Raw genomic sequence first — 16,860 nt, 5'->3', positions numbered from 1 at the left:
TGTTTTCTATCTGTGCTCCAGGATCTTTTTAAGCTGACCCAGGCTAAAAGAAATGTCATTGCCTAATACATTTTTCATCATTGCAGTCATCAGGTTTAAAGGGTACGGACTTCTGCCTGTCATTCCCCATGTTACTTTGGTACTGTGTTCTGTATCGGCTTCGGTAGTCATATAAACGTGTCCAACATTTTTAAAGGGGCGTACAAAACGTATTTCTGTAGTAATGCGTTCGCCATCGGTAACGCCGGTAATTTCCTGCTCGCCTTCGCCGGCTTTGCTGTTTCCGTTCCATGCATATATAAAACCAATGGTGCCATCAACCCCTGTAAATGTTTTTTTCATATTGGGGTCGGTCTGCACCCATTTGCTGTAATGATCCTGGTTCTTTATGATCTTTATATATTCAAAAACTTCATGTTTAGGGCTTGCGATTAAAGTACTGCGTTCTACACCATATGTTTTAGGCACAAACAGTGCGATAATAAACGGTATAGCTATAATTCCAAGTATAATAAATAGTATGTTCATGAGGGTGTTTTTTGAGGTGTTGTTGAGTGAATAGTCTGCTAGTATTGGGTAGTATGAGATCCTTTTTTAAATAGCACCGCATCTGCCGAATACTTTCCGCTACCAAGAATAAATATTACTACGCATAAAAACAGATACACAAACGGTAGCATTTTTACGGTAAATTCATCGTTGCCATGCGCTACAAAAAAAGCTACAAGCATAGTTATGAATACCGGTACTACCGAAAATCGTGTCAAAAATCCTAAGAGTATAAATAGCCCGCAGAAAAATTCGGAAAAGATGACCAGGATAACTGATAGCTCGTTGCCAATGCCAATAGGGTCTCCAAACATTTCAACCATCTGGCTGTAGCCTGTAAGTTTTGGCAATCCGTGGTAAATAAACATCCCGCCAAAAATAACCCTTAAAATAAGGGAGGCCAGATCGGTGTTAAGAGATAAGGGGCTGGTTAGTTTTTTCATAATTATAAGTGTTGGGTTATGTGTAACAGGTTAAAATTGGTAGTATACTGTTTTCGTAATTATTTAGGATTTATTTTGTCAAAAAGTTTATTATGAATGTCTTATGACAAAGTTAAGTTAAGAAAATTATAGATATGCTGTTATAAAAAGTCAATCTAAGGGGGCGTTTGAGCCAAAAAGCAATTATATTTGTTTTACCTGTAATTATACCGTTATGCAATTAGGAATTTTATTAACTAAAGGCCACCGCCTGCTAAGTGTCGCTGCCATATTAGATGTATTTGAAACAGCCAATCGTTTCTATACGCAGGAAGGTAAAGACGCTCCTTTTACGATTAGCCTTATTCATTTGCCGGAACATGAAGGATTGGTTTATCCGGGGCATTCGCCGAAAGCGATAACAAAAGATGTGGATTACGATTTGATAATGATACCATCTTTTAAAGGAGAAGATTTGGCAACATCCTTAAAAACAAATATAGCCTGGGTGCCGTGGCTTCAGGGTCAATATAAAGGAGGTGCTGCTGTGGCGAGTTTTTGCACGGGTGCTTTTTTGCTTGGTGCTTCGGGGTTGTTAGACAATAAACCTGCTACAACGCATATTAACGCAGAAAGTGCATTTGCCAAATTATTCCCTTTGGTACAATTGCAGGCAGAAGCGGTAGTTACCGAACAGGACAGGGTATATACCAGCGGAGGCGCGACCAATACATTCCACCTGCTAATGCTGCTGCTTGAAATTTATTGCAGTAAAAAAATTGCGGTAAAAGCGGCAAAAGTATTTTCTATAGATCTTGACAGAAACAGGCAAACCTATTTTGGCACATTTACACCCGCAGAAGACCATGGCGACGACCTGGTTAAAAAAACACAGGACGAAATAAAGAAACATTTTAATACTGCCAGCACAATCGAAGAGCTTATTACCGATGTACCGTCGAGCAGGCGAAACCTTGTACGCCGCTTTAAGCAGGTAACCGGAATAACCCCAATAGAATACCTGCAAAAAACACGTATTGAGGCTGCCAAGCAAATGCTGGAACAATCGCGCCACAGTATACTTGAAGTTATGCTGGAATCGGGGTATAATGACTTAAAAACTTTCCGAACCCTGTTTAAAAAGAATGTGGGTATGACCCCGAAAATGTATAGGGAAAAATTTAGCGGGCAACTGGTTTAACTGCTTATTCTGTAGTTAGATTATTTGATTCTGATTCCGAATCACCTTCAAGCTATTTATCTATCTTAAATTCCAGTCCCAACCCACGGTAGCTTACTATTGCAATAGAGGGATCTTCAGCAAAGTACTTCCGTAAACGGCTGATAAAAACATCCATGCTTCTTCCTGAGAAAAAGTCATCGCTACCCCATACCTTGCTTAGTATTTCGTCACGTTTTATTACACGGTTCCTGTTGTCAAAGAGATAGCTGATAAGGTTTGCTTCGCGTTCCGTCAGGCGATGTAACGTATCATTGTTGGTAAGTGTATAATTAGCACCATCAAACGCATAACTGCCAATGGTGAGCTTGTTATTGCCTTCGGGAGTAGCGCTATACGAACGCTGCGAACGCTTCAGGATATTTTTTATGCGGAGTATAAGCTCATCGGCTTCAAAAGGTTTAACAACATAATCATCGGCACCCAGTTTTAAACCACGTATCTTATCTTCCTTCATACCCTTAGCGGTAAGAAAAACAATAGACGTTTCGGGATAGTCGGTAATTATGTTTTCAGCAAGCGTAAAGCCATCCATTTTTGGCATCATTACATCAAACACACAAATGTCAGGTTTAGCTTGTGGAAAAAGCAGTAACGCTTCGGCACCATCTTTTGCCCATGTAACGGTAAACCCCGATATTTCAAGGTACTGCTTTAGTATGCTGGCGTAATCAAAATCGTCTTCTGCCAATAATATATGTTTCATGGCTTTGCAATTGAAATTATAAATTCTGAGCCCGTGCCCTCAACGCTTTTTACGGATATACTGCCCTTGTAGGCCTTTACGATCTGCTGTATGTAATACAGTCCAAGTCCGAGTCCTTTAGTAGTATGTATATTGCCTTTTTCGACACGGTAAAATTTATCGAATATAGCTTTTTGTTCCTTTACGGGAATACCTATGCCATTATCCTTTACAGTTAAAACCGAGTGATCAGGTGTGTCCTCAAGGTTTACCGATATTGTATCTGCACCATATTTCACGGCATTGTCTAACAGGTTAACCAATAGTGTGGTTAAATGCAGTTTGTCAATATGCAGCACTGCCGAACTCTTATCGCAGTTAACCGATATGGCCGGATGGGATAATGCAAAATCGGTGATGATCTCTTTTATCGTACTGCAATCTATTGCTTGAGCATTTAACGGTGTAATAGTATCATCGGTTAAGGAGGCCTCTGTAACCTGACTGAACAATTTTTGCATGCGTATATTTTGGCGGTCTATTATGTCAAGGGATGTAGTAAAGTGTTCTTCGGTGAGTTCGCCTTCTTTTTTTCGCAGGGTTTTTACGGCAATATCAAGTGCTGCCAGAGGTGTCTGGAATTCGTGGGTAATATTGTTTACAAAGTCGGTTTTTATGTCGGCTATCTTTTTCTGGGTAATAAGGTTCTTTATAGACAAGTAAAATAAAGCGACTACAAATATCAACAGGGAAACAGAGAATATCAGCAGCCCCGACATTTTTATGAATACATTTTTTTCCCAGTTCTCAATGCTGTAGTACCGCTCTGTAACCACTACAAAATTAAATTGTTTATTGCTGTCTCCATGCCATGTAGATTGCGATGCCTGTGTTTCGGCATTTCTGTCGGGATTATTACCATAAAGCAACATCTTTCCTGAAAATAACGGCTTTGCTTTTTTTGGATCGTCTTTATAGATTCCTGCTGAAACAATATAGTTGGCAAAAGTTACATCATACCCTTCAAAAAATTTTTCCTTAATAATAAATTTAGAGATCACATCAGAAAGCGAGTCTTCCGTTTTTTTTATCAGTTTTACATAATCCTGCTTCGTTGCTTTTTTGTTATAATACAAATCAACAAAACATTTGGTTTTTTCCATCCAGACATTATTTAGCGTGTCCAGTTTTCCTGTGGTTTCCATGGCGAGAAGCTGGCTGTTAATAGCCTGATTGGCTTCTTTGGCATTAAGAAGGTACGTGTTATAAATAAAATAAGCCTGTATAAGGGCGAGTGCCACAACAGTAAGGATACATCCTGAGATAAGAAAGGTTATTTTTTGCTTCATAGTTTAATGTAGTGCTGCAAGTACAAAACTATGTTTTTATTGCATTAAAAGCATAGCTGTTGATGTCATTAACCTGTCGTTAACCGAGCATTAACCATCATAACCAAAACAAATGCAGAGATTTGCCCTGTCAATCATCAAACAATCATCATGGGTTCAATCATCAATCTGGTATTTAGCAGCTACAAAAAACACGGGTTATTAATTCTGTTTGTCTTACTCTCATTGAACGGCATGGCGCAGAACCCCGCCGTGTCGGGCAATGTATATGATATTGCTAAACAGCCTATAGCATTCGCTGATGTAGTACTGAAGTCGGTGCAGGATTCAACTGCCGTAAAAACATCATTTACCGATGAGAACGGCCATTTTGAAATAAAGAATCTACCGCATGGGGATTATACTTTTTCAATAAGCACCATTGGTTTTGAAAACCATAAGCAGCAAATTACAATAACCGCAGATACCGTACTTCCTGATGTAACCCTGAAAGCAGGAACAAAAGAACTCGATAACGTTGTTATCAACCAAAAAAGGCCCGTTGTAAAACGAAAGATAGACCGCCTTGAGTTTGATGTTGAGAATTCCATTCTCTCGTCAGACAATGCATGGGAAATAATAAGGAAAACCCCGGGTGTAGACGCCTCGGGAGGATTGTCAATCCGTGGGAGCAGTGGTGTACTTGTAACGATAAACGACAGGAAAGTTTACCTAACGGGCACCGAGCTAAAAAACCTTTTAGAAAACACCAGTGGCGATGATATAAAATCGATAGAAGTGATTACGACTCCACCGGCTAAATATGAGGCGCAGGGTAGTGCGGTACTTAATATTAAGATGAAGAAAAATATAGGTGTTGGCTATAGGGGTGGGGTATCAGGTGCCTATGTGCAATCTATGTATCCTAAAGGAGTGGTGTCTACCAATCATTATTATAAACACAACCGTTTTGCGGTTTACGGTGGCTATATGTTTGGGTCAGGACATTACTATGGCGAGAGCAATAGCACGGTAAAATATTTCAATCCCGATAATAGTGTAGCCTCGGTATGGAATACCAGAGAGAAATCGCATTTCAGGGCATTACAGCAAAACAGCTATAACCTCACTGCCGAATATACTATTGATACCCTGAACACGGTAACGGTTGGCGCAAACGGATTTTCCAGTTTAAAGAGTACGGCAAACATACATAATCCAACCTACATCTATGATGGCATGGGGCAGCTAGATTCGCTTTACAACAGCCACAATCACCGCGATTATCCGCAAAAGAATATCACCGTAAACGGATCGTACGAACATAAATTTAATAACCTGCATAAAATTACTGTTGGTTCTGATATTACACAGTATTACTATAACCAGGATCAGCAGATAACAGCCGATTTCTCTTTGCCTGATGAAGCACCGTACCGGCAGAATGTAATTTCCAGTGGAGATACACGGCGTATTAATCTTTTTTCGGCACAGGCCGATTATACAGGGCAACTGGTTGGCTCTAATGTTGAAGCAGGGTTACGGTATGGGTCGGTAAGTGCCAACAACGATTTTAATTACCTTGATGTTACAACGGGTAATCCGAATCCAAACCTCGATATGGAAAATCGCTTTTTGTATGATGAGCACATACTTGCAGGTTACGTAGGGCTTGATAAAGAAATTGGCAAGTGGGGATTAAAAGCCGGGCTTCGCGGTGAGCATACCCGTCTTGAAGGCAATTCGCAAAGCACGGGAGAAATAAATACTCAGGATTATTTTAAGCTCTTTCCAACAGTATATGCTTTATACAAAGCGTCCGATAATCACCAGATTGGCGCATCCTATGGCAAACGAATTGTAAGGCCGCAATATAGCGCGTTAAACCCTTTCAGGTCGTACAACACGCCATACTCTTATAGTGCAGGTGACCCAAGGTTGCAGCCTACTATAACACATAACTTTAACCTACAATATACGCTGTACAGCAAATACAATTTCGATTTATATTATCGCTATGAGAAAGACCCTACTATGGATGTTGCCTACCAGGATTATGACACCAATACACTTGTTAGGCAGGTAACCAATATAGATAAGAACACAGCCTTTGGGCTTGATTTCAATACCAATCTGGAAATTTTTCCATGGTGGCAATTTGGGGTACAGGCTAGCGTGGTACATCTTGCAAACACCTTTCAAGGGGTAGATGGTAACCTGTATGTAAATAAAAAAGCAGCATTTAACGGCGATACCAACAACCGCTTTACGCTGAACAAAAAGAAAGATTTTTTTGGAGAGCTGAATTTTGGCTATGGCTCACCAAGGGTTATAGGCACATTTACCATCAGCGGAATATCTACAATGTCGGTAAGTTTTAAAAAGCAGTTTTTTCAAAACCGCGCAGAACTGGCATTTATCTTCTCTGATATTTACAGGGGAGAGAAGCAAAGATTTACCACTAGTTATGCCAATCAGTATAGTACTTCCTATGATTATGGCGATTCACAGAGCTTTAGGATACAGTTCAGGTACCGTTTTGGTAACCAGAAACTGGAGGGGGGTAAGCAACGCCAGACCACCGAGGAGCAAAATCGTTTATAAACAATAACGTTTGAGTTAGCTGCCTGCATTCACCAATATGGTGGATGCAGGCTTTTATATAAATTATAGTTGGTATATTTGCAGCCGTAATAAGTTCTTTACTTAATTTCTTTCAAACGGGAATGGTTTTCGGCGAAGGCCAAAATTAAAAGGGAATCGTGTGTAAATCACGAACTGTCGCGCAACTGTAAGTGCCACACCAAGGTTTTTACCAATTATGTTCACTGTATGCCGCGGCGTATGGGAAGGACGGTAAAAACGGCACAAGTCAGGAGACCTGCCATTACTTACTTGACAATGCTTTCGCGGTTTGAAGCAATTGGTTTCGGTTTTTTGCATGGAATTTCTATGCCCAGACCTGCCATACTTCTTAAGGCATTGTGAAATGGGCAAAAGAGCTTTTAAAATTATTAATTTTTAAAAGCAAAAAAATGTTCACAAACAATCTTGGCTACCCACGAATTGGTAGCGGCAGGGAATTAAAAAAAGCCTGCGAAAATTACTGGTCCGGTAAAATTACCGGTAACGAGCTGGCAGAAATCGCCGGACAATTAAAGCTGCAAAACTGGCAGTTGCAACAACAGGCGGGCATAGACCTTATACCGTCTAACGATTTTTCATTTTATGATCAGGTACTCGACCTGTCATTTGCATTGGGGGCTATCCCTTCGCGTTATGAAAACCTTAAAGGCCAAAACGATACCGATCTGTATTTTGCTATGGCACGCGGTTATCAGAAAGACGGTAACGATATTACCGCAATGGAAATGACAAAATGGTTTGATACCAATTACCATTATATAGTGCCCGAATTTTATAAAGGGCAGCAGTTCTCGTACTTCTCTAAAAAAATAGTTCAGGAGTTTACAGAGGCTAAAGAACAGGGTATACTTACTAAGCCTGTAATTATAGGCCCGGTTACTTACCTGCTTTTAGGTAAAGAAAAAGAAGAAGGTTTTGAAAAGATAAGCCTTATTAAAAACCTGCTTCCGGTTTACCTGGAAATTATTTCAGACCTTGTAGCAAATGGTGCTGAATGGATACAGTTTGACGAACCTTTCTTAGCCATGGATCTTTCCGCAAAAGATAAAGAGGCTTATTTATATGTTTACAACGAGATAAAAAATGCTTTTCCGGCATTAAAAATATTGCTTGCTACTTATTTTGAAGAACTGGGTGACAATGCCGAACTTGCAGTTTTATTACCCGTATGTGCGCTTCATGTAGACTTAGTTCGCGCGCCGCAGCAGTTAGACGCTATATTAAACATCCTTCCGCAGGAAACCAGCCTGTCGTTAGGAGTTGTAGACGGGCGTAATATCTGGAAGAATGATTTTCAGGCATCGCTAAAAATAATAGATAAAGCAGTACAAAAATTAGGAAAGGATCGCGTTATCATTTCGCCTTCATGTTCGTTACTGCATTCTCCATACGATTTAGATCTTGAGACAAATGAAGAAGCATTATCGCCTGAAATAAAACAATGGATGGCTTTTGCCAAACAAAAAATAAACGAGGTTGCTGTAATAAAACAACTGGCTAACAGCGAAAATATAACCCATGCGGCTAACAGCCTAAAAGAAAATATTGCAGCGGTTAATGCCAGAAAGATATCGGCACTTATACATAATACAAACGTTAAGCAGAGGGTTGCGGGTATTACCGAAGAACAGGCGCAGCGTACCAATCCTTTCAGCACGAGGGCAGCATTGCAGGCAACAGCTTTAAAACTGCCATTGTTTCCAACTACCACTATCGGTTCGTTTCCGCAAACGCCGGAAGTAAGAAGCTGGAGGGCATCGCTTAAAAAAGGCGATATCACTCAAAAGCATTACGAAGAGCTTGTAAAAAAAGAGACTGAAGAAACCATACGTTTTCAGGAAGAAACGGGTATCGATGTACTGGTACACGGAGAGTTTGAACGTAACGATATGGTTGAATATTTTGGTGAGCAGCTTCAGGGTTTTGCCTTTACCAAAAACGGATGGGTGCAAAGTTACGGTAGCCGTTGCGTGAAACCGCCGGTTATTTATGGAGATGTATCAAGGCCGGAACCTATGACGGTTAAGTGGTCTGCCTATGCACAATCGCTTACCGATAAATTAGTAAAAGGTATGCTTACAGGCCCGGTTACCATATTGCAATGGTCTTTCGTAAGGAACGATCAGCCGCGCCGTGACACATGTATGCAGATTGCACTTGCTATACGGGATGAGGTAACCGATCTTGAGGCAGCAGGAATTAAAATAATACAAATAGACGAACCGGCAATAAGGGAAGGGCTTCCGCTTCGCAAGAGCTGTTGGCAGGATTACCTTAAGTGGGCGGTTAAGGCATTCAGGGTTTCTGCATCTGGTGTTAACGATACAACCCAGATACATACCCATATGTGCTATTCTGAATTTAATGATATAATAGAAAACATTGCCGATATGGATGCCGATGTAATAACCATTGAATGCTCGCGTTCTCAAATGGAGTTGCTGGATGCCTTTGCCGATTTTAAGTATCCTAACCAGATAGGGCCGGGGGTATATGATATTCACTCGCCACGTGTACCGTCAAAAGAAGAGATGGTTGCGCTTATGGATAAGGCACAAAAGGTTATCCCGGCAGAACAGCTTTGGGTAAATCCTGATTGCGGACTTAAAACCCGCCACTGGGATGAAACCAAAAAGGCCCTGGTTGAAATGGTTGGCGCCGCGCAGCAGTTGCGCGTTGGTCAGCACGTAAGCCTATAGGCCTGCAATTATACCTGCTGCTGTTACAGTGGCAGGTATGATTTTAAGATGAAATCACAAGTACACTATATGAATACCAAAATAAATGCAGCGATTACCGCTGTTGGGGGTTACGTCCCGGAAACCGTGCTGGACAATGCTGCCCTTGAAAAGATGGTAGACACGTCTGACGCATGGATTTTAAGCAGGACAGGAATTAAAGAGAGGCGCATTTTAGAGGAAGGAAAAGCCACATCTGATATGGCTGCGCTGGCAATACAAAACCTTCTTGAAAGTTCGGGTGTTAAGCCGGAAGAGATAGAGGTCCTTATATTAGCAACATCTACACCAGATCATAACTTAGCACCTGCTGCACCACTTGCAGCACAAAAAGCAGGATTAATTAACGCTTGGGGTTTCGACCTTAATGCGGCATGCAGCGGCTTTTTATATGCGCTGTCGGTAGCGGCATCGTTTATTGAAAGCGGCAGGCACAAAAAAGTACTGTTGGTAGGAGCCGATAAAATGAGCGCTATTGTAAACTACGAAGACCGCAATACCTGCGTGCTTTTTGGTGATGGCGCAGGCGTAGTACTGTTAGAGCCATCTACAGGTGACGCCGCTGTTATGGATGCCATTTATAAATCTGACGGTAACGGAGTGCAGTTCCTTTCGGTTCCGGCTGGAGGATCGGCAGAAGGCACAAGCGATCAGACTATTGAAGGTAAAAGGCATTATGTTAGCCAGGACGGGCGTACTGTATTTAAAAATGCAATTAACGGCATGACGAGTACAAGTAACGAACTCCTGCAAAGAAATAACCTTACTACAGACGATATCAACTGGGTGGTGCCACATCAGGCTAACCTGCGTATTATAGATGCTGTAGGCCAGAACCTTGGTGTTGCCAAAGAAAAAGTAAAGGTAAATATAGAGCGTTACGGTAACACGACCGCTGCAACTTTACCGCTTTGCCTTTGGGATTTCCACAAAGATTTTAACCCGGGCGATAAAATATTGCTTACTGCCTTTGGAGCAGGATTTACATGGGGAAGTACCTATGTAGTATGGGGCGAACTTAAAAACAAATAAACTTAGAATGACTTTACAGGAAAAAATAGACGCAGCAGAAACACATATATTTAAGGCAGTATTTCCTAATACTACAAACCATTACGATACCCTTTTTGGAGGTGCCGCAATGCACCTTATGGATGAGGTAGCTTTTATTACGGCTACCCGTTTCAGCAGGCAGAGAGTGGTTACTGTAAGCAGCGACCGTATCGATTTTAAAAAACCTATCCCGGCGGGAACTTTTGCTGAGTTAATCGGTAAAGTAACCCATATTGGTAACACCAGTATGCAGGTACATGTAGAAATTTTTGTGGAAGATATGTATTCGCCAACACGCGAGAAAGCAATCACAGGAAACTTTACGTTTGTTGCCATTAACGAGAACAAAGAGCCGGTGCCGATAAACAAATAATTATTGGCTGATTTTAGATAAAATCTCCCTTAGCTCCCCGCTTTTCAATAAGCCGTTATAGCGAGCCAGAATAGTATAATCAGGAGATAGTAATATCCAGGCAGGGTAAGAAGCTTTGGTTTCGCTTAGTTCAGCGGCTAAGGCGTGTAAGCCTCCGGTACCATGAGGTATAAAGTTATACTCTGTACCATTAAATACAAGAGATTCTCTCGATTCTGCATCAAATTCAATATAGTAAAGGCCCTTAGCCAATTGGTGTTGAAGGGCTTTGTCTTTTTCAATCTGCCGGTCCTGTAATTTGCATACAGCACACCAGTCGGTATGCATTTTTATAAGTATATGGCGGGACTCTTCAGCCATTTTCTGAGGAAGATCTTTAAACGTTATTACATAGTTTTTCTGGCTGTAGCCGATGGAAACAGTGAAGAGAAAGATTGCTATGTACAGTAGTTTTTTCATTTTATATCAGTGTCGTCATTCCGAACGAAGTGAAACGGAGTTGAGGAATCTCTGTTTAGCATCTGAGATTTCTCCTGTCGTCAAACATCATATTAAAACATATTATAGCGTATCCCTAAAAACACCCTTCGTCCCTGCATTGAAGCGTAGTTATAGCTGGTGTCAAAAGTATAATCGTTAGGGTTACTTACAGGATCTGCCGCATTTTTGTTGAAAGGGTCAAACGGACGCATAAGCGGATCTTTAGGGACAAAATCGAATACGTTTTTCATACCCCCGTAAAATTCAAGTCCCGAACTGAATTTTTTAGTAAACTGAATGTTAGCCGTACAAAACCAAGGCGAATATTCCGGCCTGTAATCGTTAAGCTGAATCGGAAGGCGCATTGGCCCGTACCAGTTACCAGTAACATCTACGCTATAGTTATTACGAAAGCTGTAGGTACCAATAAAATTCCCCGACCATTTTGGTGCATGCAACTGCTGCGTACGCTCCAGCTTCCCAAATGCATTATCTTCCATCTGAAAAACATCCATATATGATATCCCTGCTAATACTTTCAGCGGAAAAGTAAAAGTAAGGTCGGTGTTTAACGATATACCCTGAGATATGGCATGGCCTCCAAGGTTGTCGTAAATAATCTTTGTTGGATCGGTATCAAGATCACCTACGATCTTGTTGGTAAAATAAGAGTAGAAACCTGTAACATCAAATCCTATAAAAGCAAAGTCGGTAGGCACTTTCAGTACGTAGTTAAGATTACCATTAAATGATCGTTCCGGCTTTAGTTCTTCGGCAATTATAACATCGCGTGCGCCTGTAAGTGCAGCATGGTCTTCGGTAAATAAATTTACTACCCTAAAACCTGTACCAAAACTTGCCCTTATGGTGTTGTTTGTGTTTGGGGCATATTTATAAGCTACTCTTGGCGAGTGTACACCACCATGATTCTTGTCATAATCAAAACGGTAACCGCCCAATAGTTTGTGTTTCTCGTTAATGGTCCATTCATCCTGTATGAATAAACCGGGAAGCGGCGTCCTTTGTGGTCTATTACCTAAGCCATCTTCGGTTGCAGTCGCAGGCGTGTTGTCGTCATAATCGGTGTAGCGCATCGCTGCACCCAGTAAAAAGGTATGGTTTTCGCCAAATTGCTTATCCCAATACGCCTGAACAAAAGCTACCTGCTGTGTTGCCATATACGGTGTGTCGCCGTAATAAGAATTCTGGTCATGCCAGTTGTACGAGAACTGCGTAAATATCCTTTCTGTTGTAGGAAGTTGATATAACCCGATAACTTCAGCACGTTTGGTATAAATGCTCTCGCCGTAAATACTGTCGCTACCACGGAATTGTTTTGTCCAGTTCATTTCTCCACCCCATCGGTCTTCATACACATAGCGTGCGGCAAGGCTAAAAAGTCGATTTTCTTTACGTTCAAAATTCCATTTGTTGAATAACGATATACGATCCTGTTGGGTAACGTCGGTAAAATTATCGCGGTTTTTATCGGCACGAACGCCATATTTAAAATAGTTGACACCTAATAATGATGTTGCCTCTCCAGCTTTAATTTTTACAGCACCATCAAGGCTTTGCTCTCCCCAACTTGTAGTGAAATAATCGGCACTTATAACCGGCGCTTTGGTTGGTGTTTTTGTAATAACGTTGATGATTCCACCCATAGCTTCCGATCCATATAGCGAAGATGCCGGACCTTTTACAACTTCTATACGTTCTACAATACTGTTGGGTATTCCGCTAAGGCCGTAAACGGTAGAAAGCGCACTTACAATGGGCATGCCGTCTATCAATATCATAGTATAAGGCCCTTCCATTCCGTTAATATGAATATCGCCCGTGTTACACACATTACAGTTAAGCTGAGGCTGAACCCCGTTTATCATACCCACAGCTTCGAATAAACTGGCGGTAGGGTTCTTCTTAAATAACTTAGGAGTAATTATCTCCACAGGAATAGGGCTTTCGCTTCGGCTAATCTCCTTCATGGTTCCGGTAATTACTACTTCCTCCATTTCCTGGTTATCATCTTTCAAAGCTATGTTCAGCGTTGTTTCAGGTTTGTTGATGGTTATTTTTTTACGTTCTGTTTTTAATCCTACTGAACTAAAAATAATCTCATAGTTACCATATGGCAGATCTTTAATCTGGTAATAGCCATCATTATCGGCAGCAAGCGATATACCTGTTGGGGTAACAATAATACTTACCGCAGGTACGGGATCATTATTTTGCGTTATTTTTCCTTTTACGGTTCCGTTTTGTGCAAACAGGGGTATCGAAGCGAAGATCAGTAGTAACTGAACGTATGTTTTCATTATCTAAACTTATAATTAGTTTTACAAAAGTATAAATTTAGATTAGTCTAAAAATTATTTTTAAGTTTATTTTATATTTTTATTCGAAACTCCTAATATTATTGTTTTGTATTTCTTTAGTTTTTCCAATGAGGCTGTGGTCTTCCCGTAGTTTTTAGCTGTTTAGGAGCTTCCACTAAAAAACCATAATTCGGGATAACTTGCTAGCGAATAAAATTGCGATTTACTATATTTACCTTCAGCAAAAACATCAATTTTGGATTCAAAAGGCAGCTTTGTAACAGTTAAACCCAAAAATGAGTTGGTAGCCAGATATATTGACTACTACTATTTTCATGTGTCTGACGATCCCGGATTCAGTAAAAAGTTTTTCTTCTATCCTAATTACAAGCATGCTATCACTATATATAAAGGTTCTCATGTAAGCCTTACCAACGAAGGGTCGCAGGTGCTTCCGTCAACAAGCAGCGCCATATCTTCTTTTTATTCTATTAACACCGATAAAAATTTTAAGGTGGAGCTTAACGGTGCTTTTAATAAAATCGGAATTGTATTTAATCCGCTTGGGCTGAATCATTTCGTTAAAGAGCCATTAGGTGAATTTTTTGACCGGTCGATAAATAACCTTGACTGTTTTGGAGAGGATTATATAAATATGCTTGAACAGGTATATGCAGAAAAGAATGCTGAACAAAAAGCCGCTTTGCTTGATAGTTTTTTTGCGGATAATTATAATGGTTTCACTGAGCCTTCTGTAAAAAAAGGTGTTCAGGAAATACTTAACTCTAACGGAACTATCAAAGTTGAGGAGCTGTCTGACTTACTTAACGTAAACCGTAAGACCTTGCTTCGCCTGTTTAAAAAACACCTTTGCTGCAGTGTGGAAGAATATAAAAAGATGGTGATGTTTCGCAATGCATTAAACTATTCACAAAAGGCAGGAGAAGAGGCGAACCTTACCGATGTTGCGCTATACAGCCTTTACTACGACCAGGCGCATTTTATAAAACATTTTAAATCGGTTACTACACAATCGCCAAAAACATTGTTGTCTAAGCTTACCCGTCTTGGTAGCCAGGAGACGTACTGGCATTTTGAAGATTAGATAGTGTTGTCCCAATTTTACAATTTTTTAGAAATCGATTGCTTCATCTTTGTACTGTAAAATTAATCAACCATTAAAATCATGAATAATCCAACCAACACTTCCAACAAATCTACAATGTCATTCAATACAAGATTTGCAATTGCTGTAGTATTTACAATTGCTATTTGTATACTTATTGGCTACGTAATGCGCCTGCTTTTTGATACAGATACATTTGTGCCCGTAATTGTGGCTCCACTTTCAATATTATTTGTGAATTATAAAAAGATGAAAAGTAATTACCTGGCAAAAAATAATTAACCATGACAAAACTTATCCTTATTGTAATTGCTGCTATACAGACTCTGATTGTATGTATATGCTCTTAAAGTCATCTTTTGTTTTAGGAGTAAGGCAATATCTTTTACGATCGTTGTTCGTACTGGGTACCTGCTTAGCACTGGCCTTTTTAATCAGGCTTGTTTTTGATGTCGATATGCACAGTGAGTTACTACTTGTTGGAGCAATAAGTATTGCCGTTTCTTCTTCAAAAAAGAAATGCGTTCCAAAAAAGCAATAGATTGAGTTACGGAATCATAATACTACATTATGACGCTATTATGTTATTTAACCGCAATAAAGCTTGTAAACCTGTGCTGAGCGAAAATACTGGTATATTTTTTGTTAAACTATGAGCTATGTTTTTCAACAGAAAATTTATTCTGTTAGCTTTGTGCAACTTATTGGCAGGGAAAATATACAATTGATGAATTCAATTGGTCATTTTTTACAATTTAGTAAAAAAATGCTGGTTTTATTCGAGTAGTTTTGCCCGGCTATAACTTTACTATATACTTTATGAAGGTTAAATATATTGTCTATACTCTTTTACTTTTGGGTGTTGGTGCCCTTGTGTATTACAGGATATCTGAAAACAAAAAAGCAAAAATGGAAGCTTCCGGTGGCGGGGGCGGTAAAGACGGCAAAAAACCGGCTATGGCAGTAAATGGTGTAGTAGTTGCACCACAGGAGTTCGCCAATACATTATCGCTTTCAGGATCTATCGATGCCAACGAACAGATAGAAGTACGTACAGAGGTATCGGGTATAGCAGAGAAAATATATTTTACCGAAGGTTCTAAAGTTGCTAAAGGCCAGGTGCTTGTTAAGATCAATGATATTGAGCTTCGTGCCCAGGCAGGTCAGGCTAAAACAAGGCAGACACTTGCCGGAGAAAACGAAAGGCGTGCTAAACTTCTTTTGCAGAAAGAAGCCATAAGCCAGGAAGAGTATGATATAGCCAGTGCCGACTTTAAAACTGCACAGGCGCAAACCCAACTAATAAACGCGCAGATAAATAAAACATCTATAAGGGCTCCGTTTTCGGGTACTGTAGGTTTACGTAATATATCGCCGGGAACTTATGTTACACCTGAAACTATAATTTCTACGCTGGTAAACAGCAGCCAGATAAAAATTACTTTTTCTATTCCTGAAAAATATGCTACGCAGATGAAGGTGAATTCAAACATCAGCTTTACCGTTGCAGGAACAGATGAAAAATTCCAGGCTAAGATCTATGCATTAGAACCTGCTGTAGAAGTAGCTACAAGAACGTTAAGAGTAAGGGCAGTAGCAGATAACAGCCACGGGAAACTGCTTCCGGGTACATTTGCAAACGTATTACTTCCGTTAGATAAAACGGATGACGCCTTTTTAATTCCTACCGAGGCCATTTTTCCTGTACAGGATGGGAAAAAGGTTTTTGTATCCAGAAACGGTAAAGCCGATGAGGTCATGGTAGAAACCGGAACCCGTACCGATAAAGATATTGTAATACTTTCGGGACTTAAAGCCGGGGATACAGTACTTACCACCGGCGTACTTACGCTTAAGAAAGAAACCCCGGTAAAAGTATCGGTAACTAAAAAAGCGAAGTAG

The 16,860-nt window shown here is 40.3% G+C and carries 14 protein-coding genes and 1 other annotated feature; of the genes, 8 read left to right on the top strand and 6 right to left on the bottom strand.

What is annotated here, in order from left to right:
* Window positions 1–6: 6 nt before the first annotated feature.
* A complete protein-coding gene (locus ALW18_07110; protein ID AOE52300.1) occupies window positions 7–528 on the bottom strand; it encodes a polyketide cyclase in 522 nt (173 codons plus the stop codon).
* A gap of 38 nt (window positions 529–566) precedes the next feature.
* Window positions 567–992, bottom strand: coding sequence for a hypothetical protein (locus ALW18_07105; GenBank protein AOE52299.1), 426 nt, complete (start codon window positions 990–992; stop codon window positions 567–569).
* A 214-nt stretch (window positions 993–1,206) separates the two neighbouring features.
* Here ALW18_07105 and ALW18_07100 point away from each other — a divergent pair, with 214 nt between their 5' ends.
* The gene (locus tag ALW18_07100; protein ID AOE52298.1) at window positions 1,207–2,172 is read left to right on the top strand and encodes an AraC family transcriptional regulator; all 966 of its coding nucleotides are present in this window, start codon (window positions 1,207–1,209) and stop codon (window positions 2,170–2,172) included.
* A 52-nt stretch (window positions 2,173–2,224) separates the two neighbouring features.
* Here ALW18_07100 and ALW18_07095 read toward each other — a convergent pair whose 3' ends face one another.
* Together ALW18_07095 and ALW18_07090 are read right to left on the bottom strand one after the other, a co-directional pair.
* The gene (locus ALW18_07095; protein ID AOE52297.1) at window positions 2,225–2,917 is read right to left on the bottom strand and encodes a transcriptional regulator; all 693 of its coding nucleotides are present in this window, start codon (window positions 2,915–2,917) and stop codon (window positions 2,225–2,227) included.
* Window positions 2,914–4,245, bottom strand: coding sequence for a hypothetical protein (locus tag ALW18_07090; GenBank protein AOE52296.1), 1,332 nt, complete (start codon window positions 4,243–4,245; stop codon window positions 2,914–2,916). Before ALW18_07090 ends, ALW18_07095 begins: the two co-directional genes overlap by 4 nt.
* Before the next feature lie 150 nt (window positions 4,246–4,395).
* On the opposite strand from ALW18_07090, the gene ALW18_07085 reads away from it, so the two are divergent.
* From ALW18_07085 to ALW18_07070, 4 genes are all read left to right on the top strand, one after another.
* The gene (locus tag ALW18_07085) at window positions 4,396–6,828 is read left to right on the top strand and encodes a hypothetical protein (GenBank protein ID AOE52295.1); all 2,433 of its coding nucleotides are present in this window, start codon (window positions 4,396–4,398) and stop codon (window positions 6,826–6,828) included.
* Between the two features lie 106 nt (window positions 6,829–6,934).
* Window positions 6,935–7,128, top strand: a binding site (cobalamin riboswitch).
* A 131-nt stretch (window positions 7,129–7,259) separates the two neighbouring features.
* The gene (locus ALW18_07080; protein AOE54342.1) at window positions 7,260–9,569 is read left to right on the top strand and encodes a 5-methyltetrahydropteroyltriglutamate--homocysteine methyltransferase; all 2,310 of its coding nucleotides are present in this window, start codon (window positions 7,260–7,262) and stop codon (window positions 9,567–9,569) included.
* Window positions 9,570–9,638: 69 nt separating this feature from the next.
* On the top strand, window positions 9,639–10,640 hold the full coding sequence (locus tag ALW18_07075) for a 3-oxoacyl-ACP synthase (GenBank protein ID AOE52294.1): 1,002 nt from the start codon (window positions 9,639–9,641) through the stop codon (window positions 10,638–10,640).
* 7 nt (window positions 10,641–10,647) lie between these two features.
* Window positions 10,648–11,034, top strand: coding sequence for a cytochrome C oxidase subunit II (locus ALW18_07070; protein AOE52293.1), 387 nt, complete (start codon window positions 10,648–10,650; stop codon window positions 11,032–11,034).
* Here the strand turns inward: ALW18_07070 and ALW18_07065 are convergent, their stop codons facing one another.
* Both ALW18_07065 and ALW18_07060 read right to left on the bottom strand, forming a co-directional pair.
* On the bottom strand, window positions 11,035–11,493 hold the full coding sequence (locus tag ALW18_07065) for a hypothetical protein (protein ID AOE52292.1): 459 nt from the start codon (window positions 11,491–11,493) through the stop codon (window positions 11,035–11,037).
* Between the two features lie 92 nt (window positions 11,494–11,585).
* Entirely contained in the window at window positions 11,586–13,832 is a 2,247-nt protein-coding gene (locus ALW18_07060) for a TonB-dependent receptor (GenBank protein AOE52291.1), read from the bottom strand.
* A gap of 256 nt (window positions 13,833–14,088) precedes the next feature.
* Here ALW18_07060 and ALW18_07055 point away from each other — a divergent pair, with 256 nt between their 5' ends.
* From ALW18_07055 to ALW18_07045, 3 genes are all read left to right on the top strand, one after another.
* Window positions 14,089–14,937, top strand: a complete 849-nt coding sequence (locus tag ALW18_07055) for a hypothetical protein (GenBank protein ID AOE52290.1) — start codon at window positions 14,089–14,091, stop codon at window positions 14,935–14,937.
* 81 nt (window positions 14,938–15,018) lie between these two features.
* Entirely contained in the window at window positions 15,019–15,240 is a 222-nt protein-coding gene (locus tag ALW18_07050) for a hypothetical protein (GenBank protein ID AOE52289.1), read from the top strand.
* Between the two features lie 537 nt (window positions 15,241–15,777).
* Window positions 15,778–16,860, top strand: a complete 1,083-nt coding sequence (locus ALW18_07045; protein AOE52288.1) for a cation transporter — start codon at window positions 15,778–15,780, stop codon at window positions 16,858–16,860.

The sequence above is a fragment of the Flavobacterium psychrophilum genome (assembly GCA_001708385.1).
GTDB classification, from domain to species: Bacteria; Bacteroidota; Bacteroidia; order Flavobacteriales; family Flavobacteriaceae; genus Flavobacterium; species Flavobacterium psychrophilum_A.
Note: the sequence above shows the minus strand (reverse complement) of the source record. Positions and strands in the feature narration are given on the sequence as shown.